The 16,443-nt window shown below is 44.5% G+C and carries 15 protein-coding genes; 7 read left to right on the top strand and 8 right to left on the bottom strand.

Going from position 1 to position 16,443, the window contains the following annotated elements; all coding sequences use genetic code 11:
• Positions 1-60 precede the first annotated feature (60 nt).
• The 7 genes from AB4493_RS01510 to metK all read right to left on the bottom strand — a co-directional run bounded on the left by AB4493_RS01510 (position 61) and on the right by metK (position 6,316).
• On the bottom strand, positions 61-624 hold the full coding sequence (locus AB4493_RS01510; protein WP_017062239.1) for a YqgE/AlgH family protein: 564 nt from the start codon (positions 622-624) through the stop codon (positions 61-63).
• 116 nt (positions 625-740) lie between these two features.
• On the bottom strand, positions 741-1,691 hold the full coding sequence (gene gshB / locus AB4493_RS01515; RefSeq protein WP_004735482.1) for a glutathione synthase: 951 nt from the start codon (positions 1,689-1,691) through the stop codon (positions 741-743).
• 10 nt (positions 1,692-1,701) lie between these two features.
• The gene (gene rsmE / locus AB4493_RS01520; RefSeq protein ID WP_372154416.1) at positions 1,702-2,433 is read right to left on the bottom strand and encodes a 16S rRNA (uracil(1498)-N(3))-methyltransferase; all 732 of its coding nucleotides are present in this window, start codon (positions 2,431-2,433) and stop codon (positions 1,702-1,704) included.
• 153 nt (positions 2,434-2,586) lie between these two features.
• Positions 2,587-3,318, bottom strand: a complete 732-nt coding sequence (locus tag AB4493_RS01525) for an endonuclease (protein WP_017063198.1) — start codon at positions 3,316-3,318, stop codon at positions 2,587-2,589.
• 96 nt (positions 3,319-3,414) lie between these two features.
• Positions 3,415-3,915, bottom strand: coding sequence for a SprT family zinc-dependent metalloprotease (locus AB4493_RS01530; protein ID WP_017062236.1), 501 nt, complete (start codon positions 3,913-3,915; stop codon positions 3,415-3,417).
• An 80-nt stretch (positions 3,916-3,995) separates the two neighbouring features.
• On the bottom strand, positions 3,996-4,793 hold the full coding sequence (locus tag AB4493_RS01535; RefSeq protein WP_017062235.1) for a DUF2189 domain-containing protein: 798 nt from the start codon (positions 4,791-4,793) through the stop codon (positions 3,996-3,998).
• 368 nt (positions 4,794-5,161) lie between these two features.
• Positions 5,162-6,316 carry a methionine adenosyltransferase gene (gene metK / locus AB4493_RS01540; RefSeq protein WP_017062234.1) on the bottom strand — a complete coding sequence of 385 codons (1,155 nt, stop codon included), beginning with the start codon at positions 6,314-6,316 and terminating at the stop codon, positions 5,162-5,164.
• 355 nt (positions 6,317-6,671) lie between these two features.
• On the opposite strand from metK, the gene tkt reads away from it, so the two are divergent.
• The 5 genes from tkt to mscS all read left to right on the top strand — a co-directional run bounded on the left by tkt (position 6,672) and on the right by mscS (position 13,735).
• Positions 6,672-8,666 (top strand): transketolase, encoded by a 1,995-nt coding sequence (gene tkt / locus AB4493_RS01545; protein WP_102333136.1) that lies wholly within the window; start codon positions 6,672-6,674, stop codon positions 8,664-8,666.
• A gap of 213 nt (positions 8,667-8,879) precedes the next feature.
• A complete protein-coding gene (gene epd / locus AB4493_RS01550; RefSeq protein WP_032545627.1) occupies positions 8,880-9,929 on the top strand; it encodes an erythrose-4-phosphate dehydrogenase in 1,050 nt (349 codons plus the stop codon).
• 166 nt (positions 9,930-10,095) lie between these two features.
• On the top strand, positions 10,096-11,259 hold the full coding sequence (locus AB4493_RS01555) for a phosphoglycerate kinase (RefSeq protein WP_017059064.1): 1,164 nt from the start codon (positions 10,096-10,098) through the stop codon (positions 11,257-11,259).
• 155 nt (positions 11,260-11,414) lie between these two features.
• Entirely contained in the window at positions 11,415-12,491 is a 1,077-nt protein-coding gene (gene fbaA / locus AB4493_RS01560) for a class II fructose-bisphosphate aldolase (protein WP_010435694.1), read from the top strand.
• Between the two features lie 377 nt (positions 12,492-12,868).
• A complete protein-coding gene (gene mscS / locus AB4493_RS01565) occupies positions 12,869-13,735 on the top strand; it encodes a small-conductance mechanosensitive channel MscS (RefSeq protein WP_017063201.1) in 867 nt (288 codons plus the stop codon).
• Between the two features lie 96 nt (positions 13,736-13,831).
• Here mscS and AB4493_RS01570 read toward each other — a convergent pair whose 3' ends face one another.
• Positions 13,832-14,461 carry a LysE/ArgO family amino acid transporter gene (locus AB4493_RS01570; RefSeq protein ID WP_017059061.1) on the bottom strand — a complete coding sequence of 210 codons (630 nt, stop codon included), beginning with the start codon at positions 14,459-14,461 and terminating at the stop codon, positions 13,832-13,834.
• A gap of 142 nt (positions 14,462-14,603) precedes the next feature.
• Between AB4493_RS01570 and AB4493_RS01575 the strand changes: the two genes are divergently transcribed.
• Together AB4493_RS01575 and AB4493_RS01580 are read left to right on the top strand one after the other, a co-directional pair.
• A complete protein-coding gene (locus AB4493_RS01575; protein ID WP_017068706.1) occupies positions 14,604-15,500 on the top strand; it encodes a LysR family transcriptional regulator ArgP in 897 nt (298 codons plus the stop codon).
• Between the two features lie 111 nt (positions 15,501-15,611).
• Positions 15,612-16,325, top strand: coding sequence for an oxidative stress defense protein (locus AB4493_RS01580; protein WP_017059059.1), 714 nt, complete (start codon positions 15,612-15,614; stop codon positions 16,323-16,325).
• The last annotated feature ends 118 nt before the right edge of the window (positions 16,326-16,443 follow it).

Genomic DNA, 16,443 nt, shown 5'->3' on the forward strand with positions numbered 1-16,443 from the left:
GGGGTTTCCAAATTTATCTGTGTTTGAGAGTGTCTGTTTATTTTACTTAGTTGATTTGAGCTAGGCGTGACCAGCGTCTGCTGAAAGCTGAGCTGCATTAATGCCTAACATCTGTACAGCGACTTTCCAGCGGTCAGAAATCGGTGTATCGAAGATGACCTTCGGATCGGCTTCAACGGTTAACCATGAGTTCTCGGTCAGTTCTGTTTCCAGTTGTCCGGGTTCCCATCCTGCATACCCAAGTGCGACTAAATAATTCATCGGCTCATCTTCTGTGCCCAACACCATCAAGATATCTTTTGAGGTTGTCACTGAGATTTGATCCGTCATGCTGATACTGGATTGATAGTTGCCTTTAGGTTTGTGCAAAATAAACCCACGGTCTTCTGCGACCGGTCCACCATTCAATACAGGCTTATCAAGACTTGCTTGGTTGGGTTTTGGCTGATCAGAATCAACCTCAACTTGCTTAAGCATGCTACCGACAGTGACATCAATAGGGGCGTTGATCATCAAACCCATCGCGCCTTCGTCATTGTGCTCACAAAGGTAAATCACCGAATTTTGAAAGTATGGGTCTTTCATTCCGGGCATAGCAACCAGAAAGTGGTTCGTTAAATTCATAGAGCCTCCTGCCAGTGTGTTCCCAGTAAAGGAAAAAGAGCGGCGTAAAGCCGCTCATTGTTCTTTGCCTAGATATTTCTGTGTTTTCGAATAGCTAAGGCTTTCTTTAGTTTAGGCTATTTAGCGTTAACGCGACGCTCAATTGCATCCATTAATTTACCTGTAACTGAAATATCAAAAGCGGCTTCAATTTCACGGATACAAGTAGGGCTAGTCACGTTAATTTCAGTCAGCTTGTCGCCGATAACATCAAGCCCAACAAAGATTAAGCCTTTCTCTTTCAGTGCTGGAGCAACTGCTCTTGCGATAGCCCAGTCTGTTTCACTTAGAGGACGAGCTTCACCTGTACCGCCAGCAGCAAGGTTACCTCGAGTTTCCCCTTTTGCAGGAATACGCGCTAGACAGTAAGGCATTGGCTCACCGTCAACCACAAGAATACGCTTATCACCATTGCTGATGTCTGGAACAAAAGTTTGTGCCATTGCGTAGTTCTGACCGTGGTTGGTCAAGGTTTCAATAATAACTGATACGTTTGGATCGCCTTCTTTCACACGGAAGATAGACGCGCCGCCCATGCCATCAAGTGGTTTTAGAATCACGTCGCCGTGTTCTTCTCGGAACGCTTTAATTTTTTCAGCTTTACGAGTCACGATGGTGGTCGGTGTCAGTTCAGGGAACCATGCCGTGAACAACTTCTCGTTACAGTCACGTAGGCTTTGTGGTTTGTTGACGATCAGTGCGCCGTTCTCTTCAGCACGCTCAAGAATGTAAGTTGCGTAGATGTACTCAGTATCAAACGGAGGATCTTTACGCATTAGTACCGCATCTAAATCGGATAGCGCGATAGTCTGTTCTGATTTGAACTCGTACCAACCGTTTGGATCTTCTTTTAGTTCAACAACCTTAGTGTCAGCAATGGCTACGCCTTGATCTAAATGTAGATCATCCATTTCCATGTAATGGATTTCGTAACCACGACGCTGAGCTTCAAGCATCATGGCAAAGCTAGAGTCTTTTTTGATGTTAATGGATGAAATTGGATCCATTACGATGCCAAGTTTGATCATTTTTTTTCTCCTAGCCTAGATCGCCAAAACGGACTTGTAAGGCAGTAATTGCGGTTAGAGCTGCTGTTTCGGTACGAAGTACACGTGGGCCGAGTAGCGTCTCTTCAAATTTGTATTGTTCTGTCATGCCGATTTCTTCAGCCGACAAGCCACCTTCAGGGCCGATCAATAGGCGTACCTTACTGATAGGTTCTGGAAGGGTATTAATTGAGTATTTTGCACGAGGATGTAAGTTCAGCTTTAATGCTTCACTCGGTTCGCTACACCACTCTTCAAGTTGCATGATAGGGCGAATGACTGGAACCGTATTGCGGCCACACTGTTCACACGCCGCGATAGCAATCTTTTGCCACTGTGCGAGTTTTTTCTCGAAGCGTTTTGTATCAAGCTTAACGCCACAGCGCTCTGAAATTAAAGGGGTAATGGTGTTCACACCAAGCTCAACCGATTTCTGAATCGTGAACTCCATTTTGTCGCCACGTGAAATCACTTGGCCTAAATGTAAGTCTAACGGAGATTCGCTGCTGCGTTCGATGCGTTCAGAAACATTAACGGTGACATTTTTCTTTGATACTTCGGCTATCGTCGCAGGGAATTCAGCGCCACTGCCATCAAATAGAAGGACTTCTTGGTCTTCTTTCATGCGAAGGACACGACCAACATGACCCGCGGCATCTTCGCCTAAAGCGAGTAAACCTAACTGATGAATGCGTTCTGGGTGATGAATACGAGGGATTCTCATGCTGGTAAACCTATAAATATGTTCATTTGGGTATTTTGTCTCTGCCTAACATGGATGCTTTTAGTTGAAAAAACAAGGGTAGAGCAAGAGTTTCAGGGGCAATTCTGAAACTCTTGTTTGAGATAGTTAGGAATGTTGATTGTACGAGCGACGTTATTTACAAGCAGGGTAAACAAATGGGTTGTGATTACCTTGGATGGCATAGATTCGCTCATCACGAGTACATTCCCACTTGTCGACAGGAAATTGCTTGTTCCACGCCATCATTAGGTTGGTTTGTTGCTTAGATAGTTTGAAACCATACTCTTGGCTCATGTAAAGGTAAGTACGCGCGATAGAGCCTTTTGCTCTGTCTGGCGGCATAACTTTACGCTGCTTGAAGTTGACCTGCATTTCACACTGACCATAGCTCACACCATCCATGCCATTCCACTGACTGAAGTTGTAGTTGGAGCGATCACCGTTAACCTCGCCAATGGCCGGAGTTAGGTTGTGAAGGTCGGCTTCCATGGATTTGAATATTTTGTCATTGCGAGTGCAGTTCTTGCGCCCACCATCTTGCCAACACTGACGCTGGTGGCCAAATTGCCAAGCTGGAACCACGTGTTCCCACTCAATTCGACTCGCCCGCTTTTGTTGTTTTCGGACTTGATAGCCACAGCCATCAAGGTCGGGAATGCCTTTCTTTTTGTCCTTCCATGTAATGTCACAGCCGCAATAAAATGAAGTCGGATGGTCGAGGTAAATCTTCACCGCTTCTCTTTTTGCTTTGGAAAATGAGCTCGGTGGTGCGGCGAGAACGCTTTGGGTTACCAGTAGGCCAAATACTATTGTTAAGTAAAAAGATACAGGTAGGCCAAATGCTTTGAAGGTGAGTTTTTGCATAGAAAAAGACTGATAAAAGTATGATAAACATCAGTCTAGCACTCAAATGTTAGATCTCTCTATTAGATTTGTTCTACCGAGTAAATCAACCTGTCACTAGCTTAGTTGAGTTCCCGTGAAAGCTAAGGTTTGCTGGCACAATTGGCAGCGGTAGGTCGATTGATTCCGAAGTACTTTGTTGTGTCGTCTGATTGATAATGGGTAAGTGGTGCACTCACATCGATATTCAAAGGTTTTCCCTTGAACTGACGCGATTTCAAAGCTGTGAGTTGTTCTGGCTGGCACGTTGAATACTTTTTCCATCACGTATTTCCACTCGTTTCCGTGAGGCCTAACACGTCCGAAAACCTGATGCGTGATCAGGTGTGCGAGTTCATGTGGCACAACCTCGTTGATGAAGGCATCTTCATTTTCAGAAAATAGTACGTGGTTGAGCTTAATTTCGTTGAGCTGAAGGTAGGCCTTTCCCGCCGCTTTGCCTCTTAACTTGAAGGTGATAGTTGGGTGTGGAAATTCACGAGAGAAATGTTGATTTGCGATAGCTAGGCATTCGGCCAATTTCTTATTTGCTCGGTGTTGTTGCGGGGTGTAAGACAAACGTTGTTAACTCCAAATAAAAGGCCTCAGCGTTTAAACCAAGGCCTAATCATAACATTGCTTGTTGATCTAGCGATGCTTTACACGTGATGTTTTTTCTTAATGATCTCGTGATAAGCGTGCCATGTAGCATAGCCAAGTAGCGGCATGGTGACGATCATTCCGATGCCGTAGGTGGCAAAACCCACCAAAATACCGGCACAAATAATACTCGCCCAAACCACCATTGCAGGGATGTTCGATTTCACGGCATTAAAGCTAGTGAAAATCGCACTCATCACATCAACGCGTCTCTCCATCATTAACGGAATTGAAAATGCTGAGATGCTAAATATGAGGCTTGCGATAACAAAACCAATCACAGAACCCGTAATTAAGAAGGGAGCGAACTCAGCCAGTGGTGCGCCTTGCACTGAAGGGTAGAGCGCGTGCAATAACGCAGCGATACGCATCCAGAATATCATCGCAACCATCAATACGATCGCAAAGGCCCATTGGTGGGTGGAGTTGCGAGTGATGGCTTTCATCGAGTGCAGTAGGCTTGCGTTGTGGCCTTTTTCTCTTTCCCAAGCTGCGTCATACAAGCCCAGAGCAAGAAACGGCCCTATTAGCATGTACACGATCAGGCTTGGCATTACGACCAAGTGTGTTCCTTGCCATTGGACAAGCTGAACAATGGCGATTGCCGCTCCCATAAAGCACAAACCGTAGAATGCGCTGATTAATGGCATTCTTACTAAGTCATGCAGAGCAAGCGACAACCAATGAAAGGGTGCGGAAATACTGATTTGGTTACAAGGAATGGTGCGAGCGTAATCCTTATCGCTGACCTTGTGTTTTTTATCGTTCAGTTCGGATGGGTGCGCGGTACGAGGCATAGATCCCCCTAGTTAAATAACGTCCTAGTTATAATTCCATAAGGCTCATCGATGTGGCTTGTGTGAGAGTTATGGTGTTGAGCTAAATTGCTCTTTGTCATCCCAGTTTTTGTTCTAGCGTGCATTTAACGAGCGTTATCAGGCTGAATTAATTTAAGTTAAATGTGAGCTTGATCTCTTAGGAGTTACCTTAACTATTGTCAGTAGTGTTAGAAAACACAAATTATCAGCGGTTTTTTATACTAAGTGGTTAACGGTAAAGAAGGGCATTAGAGAAGAGAATGGCGAGTGAAAGTAAGGTAAGTACATAAAAATAAAGCCCTTACTAAGAAGTAAGGGCTTTAAAGAAACAAATCGCAGTGGCTAAATTATTTTAGGCCAGCGAAGTCCGCAAGGATTGCTGCTTTGTCAGTCGCTTCCCAAGGGAACTCTTCACGACCGAAGTGGCCGTATGCAGCAGTCTGCTTGTAGATAGGCTGAAGAAGGTTCAACATCTCTTGAAGACCGTATGGACGTAGGTCGAAGTTTTGACGAACTGCTTCAATGATAATTTCGTGAGCTACTTTTTCAGTACCAAACGTTTCAACCATGATAGATGTTGGATCAGCAACACCGATAGCGTAAGACAGTTGAATCTCACAACGGTCAGCCATGCCAGCAGCAACGATGTTTTTCGCAACGTAACGAGCCGCGTAAGCTGCAGAACGGTCAACTTTTGATGGATCTTTACCAGAGAATGCACCGCCACCGTGACGAGCTGCGCCGCCGTAGGTATCAACGATGATCTTACGACCTGTTAGACCACAGTCACCCATTGGGCCACCGATTACGAAACGGCCTGTTGGGTTGATGAAGAAGTTAGTGTCTTTGTTGATCCACTCAGCAGGAAGTACTGGTTTGATGATCTCTTCCATTACTGCTTCACGTAGATCCGGTGTTGTTACTGAATCGCAGTGTTGAGTCGAAAGAACAACAGCGTCGATACCAACGATTTTACCTTGGTCGTATTGGAACGTAACTTGAGATTTCGCATCAGGGCGAAGGAAGTCAAGTTTACCGCTCTTACGTACTTCAGCTTGCTTCTTAACAAGAAGGTGAGAGTAAGTAATTGGAGCCGGCATTAGGATTGGTGTTTCGTTAGTCGCGTAACCAAACATGATGCCTTGGTCGCCTGCGCCTTGCTCTTTAGGGTCTTCTTTATCAACACCTTGGTTGATGTCTGGAGACTGCTTACCAATTGTGTTTAGAACAGCACAAGAGTCAGCGTCAAAGCCCATATCAGAATGAACGTAACCAATTTCACGTACTGTTTCACGAGTGATTTCTTCGATATCAACCCATGCAGACGTTGTTACTTCACCGCCAACCATAACCATGCCGGTTTTAACGTAAGTCTCACAAGCAACACGTGCTTTTGGATCTTGTTCCAAGATGGCATCAAGAACAGCATCAGAGATTTGGTCTGCAATTTTATCTGGATGGCCTTCTGAAACAGATTCAGAAGTGAATAGGTGCTTAGCCATGAGAGCTCCACTTTTAGTTTTTGGTGTAAATAGTTTATGGCGTCGCAAGCTAGGAAGCGCGCCATTAAATACAGTATATTTTGTAGGTGTTTCTACATCTAGACGGCTATTCTAAATTCCAGCGGTCGAATTACAAGCTCTTTTTTATGATACGTCATAACTAATCGTTTGCGTATCGATTGAGATAAGCCACTGCCAAGTGATGTAAATGTTCGAAAATTGCGAAAAATGACCGTTAAAATGCCAGTAAAACGTTTGCAGTCGCAATAGTCGTTTGAGAGAATACCCGCGCTAATTAAAATGAAAACATTAGCACTATCTCTTTTTTAAATCGCTTATGTATCCAGGAGCAGACATGCCTTCTCGTAAAGATCTAGCCAATGCAATCCGCGCACTTAGCATGGACGGTGTTCAACAAGCAAATTCAGGCCACCCAGGCGCACCTATGGGTATGGCTGACATCGCTGAAGTTCTTTGGCGTGGCCACTTGAACCACAACCCAGCAAACCCAGAGTGGGCTGACCGCGACCGTTTTATCCTGTCTAACGGCCATGGTTCAATGTTGATTTACTCTCTGCTTCACCTTGCAGGCTACGAGCTTTCAATTGAAGATCTGAAAAACTTCCGTCAACTGCACTCTAAGACTCCTGGTCACCCAGAGTACGGTTACGCTCCTGGTATCGAGACAACGACGGGTCCTCTAGGTCAAGGCATCACTAACGCTGTTGGTATGGCAATGGCAGAGAAAGCACTGGCTGCACAGTTCAACAAAGAAGGCCACGACATCGTAGACCACTACACTTATGCATTCATGGGTGATGGCTGTCTGATGGAAGGTATCTCTCACGAAGCATGTTCACTAGCTGGTACGCTAGGTCTTGGTAAGCTAGTTGCTTTCTGGGATGACAACGGTATCTCTATCGATGGTGAAGTGGAAGGTTGGTTCTCTGACGATACTCCTAAGCGTTTTGAAGCATACGGCTGGCACGTAATCCCAGCAGTAGACGGTCACGATCCGGAAGCAATCAATGCAGCTATCGAAGCAGCTAAAGCAGACCCTCGTCCAACGCTTATCTGTACTAAAACTATCATCGGTTTTGGTTCTCCAAACAAAGCTGGTACGCACGACTGCCATGGCGCTCCACTAGGTGCTGATGAAATTACAGCAACTAAAGCAGCACTGGGTTGGGAACACGGTCCTTTCGAAATCCCAGCAGATATCGCAGCTGAGTGGAATGCGAAAGAAGCGGGCGCAGCAAAAGAAGCGGCGTGGAATGCTAAGTTTGACGCATACGCAGCGGCTTACCCTGAGCAAGCAGCAGAATTCAAACGTCGCACTAACGGCGAACTTCCAGCTGAGTGGGAAGAGAAAGCAAACGCAATCATTGCTGATCTTCAAGCTAACCCAGCAAACATCGCTTCACGTAAAGCATCTCAAAACGCATTAGAAGCGTTTGGTCAAATGCTACCAGAATTCATGGGTGGCTCTGCTGACCTTGCGCCTTCTAACCTAACTATGTGGTCTGGTTCTAAGTCTCTTGAAGCAACTGACTTCTCTGGTAACTACATCCACTACGGTGTACGTGAATTCGGTATGACGGCTATCATGAACGGCATCGCTCTGCACGGTGGTTTCGTACCATACGGCGCAACGTTCCTAATGTTCATGGAATACGCGCGTAACGCAATGCGTATGGCTGCTCTGATGAAAGTTCAGAACATCCAAGTTTACACGCACGACTCTATCGGCTTAGGCGAAGATGGTCCTACTCACCAACCGGTTGAACAGATCGCTTCTCTACGTCTAACGCCAAACATGAGCACATGGCGCCCATGTGACCAAGTTGAGTCTGCTGTTGCTTGGAAACTGGCTATTGAGCGTAAAGATGGTCCTTCATCTTTAATCTTCTCTCGTCAAAACCTTGCACAACAAGATCGTAATGCTGAGCAAGTAGCTAACATCGCTAAGGGTGGTTACATCCTGAAAGATTGTGAAGGCAAGCCTGAGCTAATCATCATTGCAACAGGTTCTGAAGTTGAGCTTGCTGTTGAAGCTGCTGCACAGTTAACCGCTGAAGGTAAAGCAGTACGCGTAGTATCTATGCCTGCAACTGACGCGTTCGACAAGCAAGATGCTGAATACCGTGAGTCTGTACTTCCATCTGACGTTACTGCTCGTATCGCAGTAGAAGCTGGCATCGCTGACTTCTGGTACAAGTACGTTGGTTTCGGTGGCAAGATCATCGGTATGACAACGTTCGGCGAATCTGCACCAGCAGGCGAGCTATTCAAGATGTTCGGTTTCACTACTGAAAACGTAGTAAACACCGCGAAAGAGCTTCTTGCTTAATCATTGATTGCTAGCTTAGTGCTAACAATGAAATGAATAAAAAAACCGAGCGCTGAGCTCGGTTTTTTGTCTCTGGGATTTGTTTCTCCTAGACTCATCTCTATAAGCAACAGATCAATCTGTCATGAACAAGCTGAGTTATTCAAGTAATGCCTTTTGGGTAGGATTCAGTTATCATCTGTTGCACGAAATTTTGGTTAGATGTACGGAACTATGCTAAAAGTCGCGATAAATGGATTTGGACGAATAGGGCGTAATGTATTGCGCGCTGTCTATGAAAGTGGCAAAAGCCAACAAATCAAAGTAGTAGCGGTCAATGAGCTTGCTCAGCCTGACGCTATGGCTCACCTATTGCAGTACGACACCAGTCACGGCCGCTTCGGTAAGAAAATCTCTAACGATCAAGAGCACATTTATGTCCATCATGGCATTGGTGCTGAAGACAAGGGTGAGTTTGATACCATTCGTATCTTACATCTTGCTGATATTGAGCTGTTGCCTTGGCGTGACCTTGAGGTGGATATCGTTCTCGATTGTACCGGTGTTTATGGTTGCCGAGATGACGGCCTCGCGCACATTGCTGCAGGGGCGAAAAAGGTACTGTTTTCTCACCCCGGTGCCAATGACCTCGATAACACCATTATCTATGGTGTGAACCACGATACCATCGAAGCGGACCACCAAATCGTTTCCAATGGTTCGTGCACCACCAACTGTATTGTCCCTATCATTAAGGTTCTTGATGACGCCTTTGGTATCGAGTCCGGTACGATTACGACTATTCACTCTTCAATGAATGATCAACAAGTTATCGATGCGTACCACAGCGATTTGCGTCGTACTCGAGCAGCAAGCCAATCGATCATTCCTGTCGATACCAAGTTGCATAAAGGTATTGAAAGAATCTTCCCGAAATTTTCCAACAAATTTGAAGCTATATCTGTGCGTGTGCCGACGGTAAACGTAACAGCGATGGATTTAAGTGTCACAATTAATGCAAATGTGAAAGTTAATGACGTAAATCAAACCATTGTTAATGCATCCCAGTGTACATTACACAATATAGTTGACTATACTGAAGCGCCGCTCGTTTCCATCGACTTTAATCACGATCCCCATAGCGCAATCGTTGATGGTTCACAAACGCGAGTGAGCAACGGCCACTTAGTTAAAATGCTAGTGTGGTGTGATAATGAATGGGGCTTTGCGAACCGAATGCTGGATACGGTTCTTGCAATGCAAGCTTCTGAAGGCAAGAAGTAAGACCTAGAAGCAAATGTGCGGATTATTTATTTTTTAGCTTGAAATAAATACTAAGAGTCCACATATTATTAGTAGTGAAAGAATTACCAGTTGAATAATTTATAGGCTTAGCAGGGTTGCTGAGTTTCCAAAACTTTATATTTATTTAAATTTGAGAGGACAAATCATGTCTGTGATCAAGATGACTGACCTGGAACTTGCAGGTAAACGCGTATTTATCCGTGCTGACCTAAACGTACCAGTAAAAGACGGTAAAGTAACTTCAGATGCACGTATCCTTGCATCTCTACCAACTATCAAACTTTGCCTAGAAGCTGGCGCAAAGGTAATGGTTACTTCTCACCTTGGTCGTCCTACTGAAGGCGAATACAACGAAGAGTTCTCTCTAGCTCCTGTAGTTAACTACCTAAACGACGCACTAGACTGCGAAGTTAAACTAGCTAAAGATTACGTAAACGGCCTAGAGCTAAACGCTGGTGAACTTGTTGTTCTTGAAAACGTTCGTTTCAACAAAGGCGAGAAGAAGAACGAAGAAGCACTTTCTAAGCAATACGCTGCACTATGTGACATCTTTGTAATGGATGCATTCGGTACAGCTCACCGTGCTCAAGCTTCTACACACGGCGTTGGTACTTACGCTCCTGTAGCATGTGCTGGCCCTCTTCTAGCTGCTGAGCTTGAAGCGCTTGGTAAAGCAATGGACAACCCAGCTCGCCCACTAGTGGCTATCGTTGGTGGTTCTAAAGTTTCTACTAAACTAACCGTTCTAGAATCTCTTTCTAAAATTGCTGACCAGCTTGTTGTTGGTGGTGGTATCGCGAACACATTCATCGCTGCTGAAGGCCACAACGTAGGTAAGTCTCTATACGAAGCTGACCTAGTTGAAACGGCTCAAAAGCTAATGAAAGAGTGTGCTATCCCAGTAGCAACTGACGTTGCATGTGCTAAAGCATTCGACGAAAACGCAGAAGCTGAAATCAAGCACGTTTCTGAAGTTCAAGACGACGACATGATCTTCGACCTTGGTCCAGATTCAACTGCGGCACTAGCTGAAATCATCGGCAACGCGAAAACAATCCTTTGGAACGGCCCTGTAGGCGTATTCGAATTCAAGAACTTCGAAGCGGGTACAGCTGGTATCTCTAAAGCAATCGCTGAGTCTGCAGGTTTCTCTGTAGCAGGTGGTGGTGACACGCTAGCAGCTATCGATAAGTTCGGTATCAAAGCTGACGTTTCTTACATCTCTACTGGCGGTGGCGCTTTCCTTGAATTCGTTGAAGGTAAAGTACTTCCTGCAGTAGCAATGCTTGAAGAGCGTGCTAAAGCATAATTGATTTAGAAAGGCGAGATGTGAATCTCGCCTTTTAACGTTTGCTGCATATCACACTTTTTTGCTAGAATGGCATAAGTTGTGAGCAAACGATTGCAAGTTTTTAAACTTAAGTTTTTTAATCTTAAAACGATAGAATAAATAGGACTATTTCCATGTCTAAGATCTTCGATTTTGTAAAACCTGGTGTGATTTCTGGCGATGACGTACAGAAAGTATTTGAAGTAGCAAAAGAAAACAAATTTGCTCTTCCTGCTGTAAACGTTGTTGGTACTGACTCTGTAAACGCAGTACTAGAAGCAGCTGCTAAAGTTAAAGCTCCAGTAGTTGTTCAGTTCTCTAACGGCGGCGCTGCATTCTTCGCAGGTAAAGGCGTTAAACTTGAAGGTCAAGGCGCACAAGTTCTTGGCGCTGTAGCTGGTGCAAAATACGTACACGCTGTAGCTGAAGCTTACGGTGTTCCAGTTATCCTGCACACTGACCACGCTGCTAAGAAACTTCTTCCATGGATCGACGGTCTACTAGACGCTGGTGAAGAGTTCTTCGCACAAACTGGTAAGCCTCTATTCTCTTCTCACATGCTAGACCTTTCTGAAGAGTCTCTAGAAGAGAACATCGAAACATGTGCTAAGTACCTAGAGCGCATGGCTAAAATGAACATGACAATCGAGATCGAACTTGGTTGTACTGGTGGTGAAGAAGACGGCGTTGATAACTCTGATATGGACGCATCTGAGCTTTACACTTCTCCAGAAGACGTAGCATACGCTTACGAGAAACTAATGGCTGTTAGCCCACGTTTCACTATCGCTGCATCTTTCGGTAACGTACACGGTGTTTACCAAGCTGGTAACGTTGTACTTACTCCAACTATCCTACGTGACTCTCAAGCATACTGTGCAGAGAAGTTCGGTATCGCACCTAACGCTCTAAACTTCGTATTCCACGGTGGTTCTGGTTCTTCTGAAGCAGAAATCCAAGAGTCTATCGGCTACGGTGTTATCAAAATGAACATCGATACTGATACACAGTGGGCAACTTGGGACGGTATCCGTCAGTACTCTGCTGACAACTTCGATTTCCTACAAGGTCAAATCGGCAACCCAACTGGCGAAGCTGCTCCAAACAAGAAGTACTACGATCCACGCGTATGGCTACGTGCTGGTCAAGCTTCAATGGTTGCTCGTCTAGAGAAAGCATTTGCTGACCTTAACGCTGTAGACGTACTATAATTCTTTGAATTAAGTACTCTTTAAGTTTTAAAAACCCGCTCATTGAGCGGGTTTTTTTATATCTGATAAAAACTTGTACTAAATATGTGAAAAACCTAGCGTGCGGTGAATAAATTTCGTAGTCTTTTAGTTATCGGTATTTGTGTTTATCGGTAAGTTTTAATAATTCAAAAGCTTACATAAATATGACTTTGCAATCTGTCAAAGATAGGATATCGTGCCGAAAAACTGAACTTGGTTCAGTTTATAAAAAGGACTTGGCTTTAATTTACTTTTAACACAATGACTTAACGGTAATTACACTGTTTATTATATTGCAGAGTAAATGAGGCTTAAGGCAGTTTAGCCCATAGCATATTATATAGAGGATGCACATTATGGCTGATAGTTCGACAGCGATTGAGACTCCACTTGTGGATGGTTTGTCTCAAGCAGAGCAGTGGTTAACAAATAATTCAGATTTATTTATCCAATATGGCGTAAATATCATTTCAGCACTGATAATTCTATTTATTGGTAACCTTATTGTTAAAGCAGTAGCGAATAGCGTGTCTAAGGTTCTTCAGAAGAAGAAAATGGACCGAGCAGTTGTGGAGTTCGTCCATGGTTTAGTTCGTTACTTGTTGTTTGTGATTGTTTTAATTGCTGCACTTGGTCGTTTAGGTGTTCAAACGGCATCTGTAGTTGCTGTTATTGGTGCGGCTGGTTTAGCCGTTGGTCTTGCACTACAAGGCTCACTATCTAACTTTGCTGCTGGTGTACTTATCGTTGCATTCCGTCCATTTAAGTCTGGTGACTATGTGGAAATTGGTGGTGTGGCAGGTTCAGTTGATTCTATTCAAATCTTCCAAACGGTTCTAACAACGCCAGACAACAAAATGGTTGTAGTACCTAACGGTAGCGTTATCGGCAGCCCAATCACAAACTATTCTCGTCATGCGACGCGCCGTATTGATCTAATGATTGGTGTTTCTTACAACGCTGATCTTCAGAAGACAAAAGCGCTACTGACTAAGATCTGTGAATCTGATGAGCGTGTACTGAAAGAACCTGGCGTTCAAGTTGGTGTTCATACGCTTGCTGATTCTTCAGTTAACTTCGTTGTTCGTCCATGGGTTAGCACTGCTGACTACTGGAATGTTTATTTCGACCTGATGCAAGCAATCAAAGAAGGCTTGGATAACGAGGGTATCGAAATTCCATTCCCGCAAATGGATGTACACATGAATAAAGTAGAAGCTTAATTCCTAGTTAGTTTTTATAACTATAAGCTTTTATAAGGAAAGGCGGATAACTTAGGTTATCCGCCTTTTTTGTTGGTTTCATGAAGCTAAATAGATTTACCAGTATTGCTCAATAAGTCCATCGGTAAGCACCGTTGCTATGGCGAACATCATGGTTGCGACTGCGATATCAATGCCTTTCTTAACCTTAGGTTTAGATAGCGTCGGGCCTAGTTTTGCAGCGCCTAATGACAAAGAATAGAACCAGACGAACGAAGCCAATATAGTCCCCATAGCAAATGCAATTCTGTCGTTGCCTTCAAATTGCCCACCAATGGATCCAAGAATTACCACGGTATCCAAATAGAGATGTGGGTTTAATACTGTTACTGCCAATGCCCCTAAAATAACGGTGCGCTTGCCACGCGCTAATATCTCACCTTTCGACTCATCACTGGTGCGCACTTTGAATGCACTGCGTAGTGAGAGCAAACCATACACAGTCAGAAAAGCGATGCCACCTAGTGTCACTGAGGTAAGCAGTAATTCATTTTGCGACAAGATCGCTCCGCCGCCAAAAATGCCTAATGAGATAAACAGAGTATCGAGCAGGCTACAAATCGTTGCTGTCGTTAAATGATGATTGCGTTTTATCCCTTGATTTAGGACGTACGCATTCTGAGCGCCAATAGGGATAATCATACTTGCCCCTAGACCAAAACCTTGTAATAAAACCCAAAAACTCATTTTAACCTCCACTTATTTAACGATATTTACGTGCTATATGGCGAAGATACTCTGACCCTTTAAATAAGTATAATTAATGATTTTAATCCATTATTAGAGTTGCTAATGTGGTGATGAGTTAGCTTAAAAAGGAAGCAAATTGATGCGCGGATTGGATTATAAATGGATTGAAGCACTGGATGCTGTAGTAAAACAACGTAGCTTCGAAAGGGCTGCTGAGCAGTTATATATCTCCCAGTCGGCGGTATCTCAACGCATCAAACAGCTGGAAAAGTGGTTGGCTCAGCCAGCCTTGGTGAGAGAAAGCCCGCCTAGGCCAACGCCTGCGGGTAAAAAACTACTGGGCTTATATCGCCGTGTTCGTTTGTTAGAGCACGAGCTTGTGCCTGAGTTGATGAATGAAGAGGGTAATCAACCACTATCGATATCCATAGCCACCAACGCTGATAGTTTGGCGACATGGTTGCTACCAGCTTTGTCGGATGTGATTAAGTCTCGCCAAGTCGAGTTGAACCTCGCGATTCATGGTGAGTCGAGAACCATTGAAAAGATTAAAAGTGGCGAGGTGGCCGGTGCAATCAGTTTGGAGTCTCAAGCGATTCCTGGCTGCAGTGCTGACTATCTCGGTAGGATGGATTATGTGTGCGTGGCTAGCCCTGACTTTCATCAGCGTTACTTTGCAGAGGGCGTAAACTACGCCACCTTAAGCAAAGCACCTGCGGTTTCCTATGATCAATACGATGATCTGCATAAGAAGTTTCTGCATGATCATTTTAACGTCCCGAGAGACAGTGTGATCAATCATACAGTCGGCAGTTCAGAAGCATTTGTGCGCTTGGCATTATCGGGTGTAGCCTATTGCTTGATCCCCCGATTACAGATTATCGATGAGCTCGAGTCTGGTGCTCTGATTGATATTACCCCTGGCTTTCTGCTCTCTTATCGCATCTATTGGCACCATTGGCAGCTTGAGAGCGGAGTATTAAAAGAAGTATCCCAAGCAATATTGAGTTTTGCTCACAATCACTTACCTCAGTAAACTGTTGGTTTTTTCAGCGTCAAAGTTCTGTTAGAAGTGTGTGCTCTGGATTGGCTAAACGATAAATTGCTCTATGATGAAAGGACATTTGTTTAGCATAGGTCATACCTAATGAAGCTTGTACCAAAGATGTTAGCAACGTCTCTTACTCTTACTGCGGCGTTGAGTGCTGTGAGTTTTCCATCATTGGCTGACTCTCCATCCTTTCCTCATATTTCAACGACAGGCTATGGTGAAGTGATCGCTACACCTGATATGGCGACATTCTCTGTGAGAGTCGTGGAATCGACGATGACTGCTGAACAGGCTAAAAATACCGTTGATAAAGTCGTGACAGGCTTTCTAAACAAGCTGCATCAAGCTGGTGTTGATGAGGCGAGTGTACACAGCTCTAACCTGTATTTATCTCCTCAATATCATTACCCGAAAGATGGCAAACCGGAACTGGTTGGCTACCGCGCCTCACGTAATGTGACCGTTCAAGTGACTGAGCTAGCTAATCTTAATGAGTACATGGATATTGCGATTGGAGAAGGCATTAATCAGATCGACAACATCCAACTGCAAGTTCGCGACCAAGCTAAGTATCAAGAGCAAGCGCGCTTAGAAGCCATTAAAGATGCGACATCAAAAGCTAAATCATTGGCGAGTGGTTTTGAGCGCGAGTTAGGTGATGTATGGCGCGTGGATTACAACGCCCAATCTTCTCAGCCAGTACTCATGCGTTCAATGGCGATGGATGCAAGAACAGAATCGAACTCTTATGAAGACTCAACGATCACCATTCGTGATCGCGTGAATGTGATCTACCAGATCGAAGAGTAATGACAGTGCTATAGAAGGTTTTGGATCATGACGACCTAATTACCTACGATAGGCCAAATGCTAAAAAGGCTCTCATGATGAGAGCCTTTTTTATGCATTTTGTCCCGTCCTGAAATGT

Source organism: Vibrio sp. 10N.222.55.A1, assembly GCF_041473835.1.
In the GTDB taxonomy this organism is placed as follows: domain Bacteria; phylum Pseudomonadota; class Gammaproteobacteria; order Enterobacterales; family Vibrionaceae; genus Vibrio; species Vibrio crassostreae_C.

Coding starts and splice junctions, on each gene's coding strand:
- metK (WP_017062234.1), bottom strand. CDS start 6,316: ATGGCTAAGCACCTATTCACTTCTGAATCTGTTTCAGAAGGCCATCCA.
- rsmE (WP_372154416.1), bottom strand. CDS start 2,433: ATGAGAATCCCTCGTATTCATCACCCAGAACGCATTCATCAGTTAGGT.
- AB4493_RS01575 (WP_017068706.1), top strand. CDS start 14,604: ATGCGCGGATTGGATTATAAATGGATTGAAGCACTGGATGCTGTAGTA.
- epd (WP_032545627.1), top strand. CDS start 8,880: ATGCTAAAAGTCGCGATAAATGGATTTGGACGAATAGGGCGTAATGTA.
- mscS (WP_017063201.1), top strand. CDS start 12,869: ATGGCTGATAGTTCGACAGCGATTGAGACTCCACTTGTGGATGGTTTG.
- gshB (WP_004735482.1), bottom strand. CDS start 1,691: ATGATCAAACTTGGCATCGTAATGGATCCAATTTCATCCATTAACATC.
- AB4493_RS01510 (WP_017062239.1), bottom strand. CDS start 624: ATGAATTTAACGAACCACTTTCTGGTTGCTATGCCCGGAATGAAAGAC.
- AB4493_RS01570 (WP_017059061.1), bottom strand. CDS start 14,461: ATGAGTTTTTGGGTTTTATTACAAGGTTTTGGTCTAGGGGCAAGTATG.
- fbaA (WP_010435694.1), top strand. CDS start 11,415: ATGTCTAAGATCTTCGATTTTGTAAAACCTGGTGTGATTTCTGGCGAT.
- AB4493_RS01555 (WP_017059064.1), top strand. CDS start 10,096: ATGTCTGTGATCAAGATGACTGACCTGGAACTTGCAGGTAAACGCGTA.
- AB4493_RS01580 (WP_017059059.1), top strand. CDS start 15,612: ATGAAGCTTGTACCAAAGATGTTAGCAACGTCTCTTACTCTTACTGCG.
- AB4493_RS01535 (WP_017062235.1), bottom strand. CDS start 4,793: ATGCCTCGTACCGCGCACCCATCCGAACTGAACGATAAAAAACACAAG.
- tkt (WP_102333136.1), top strand. CDS start 6,672: ATGCCTTCTCGTAAAGATCTAGCCAATGCAATCCGCGCACTTAGCATG.
- AB4493_RS01525 (WP_017063198.1), bottom strand. CDS start 3,318: ATGCAAAAACTCACCTTCAAAGCATTTGGCCTACCTGTATCTTTTTAC.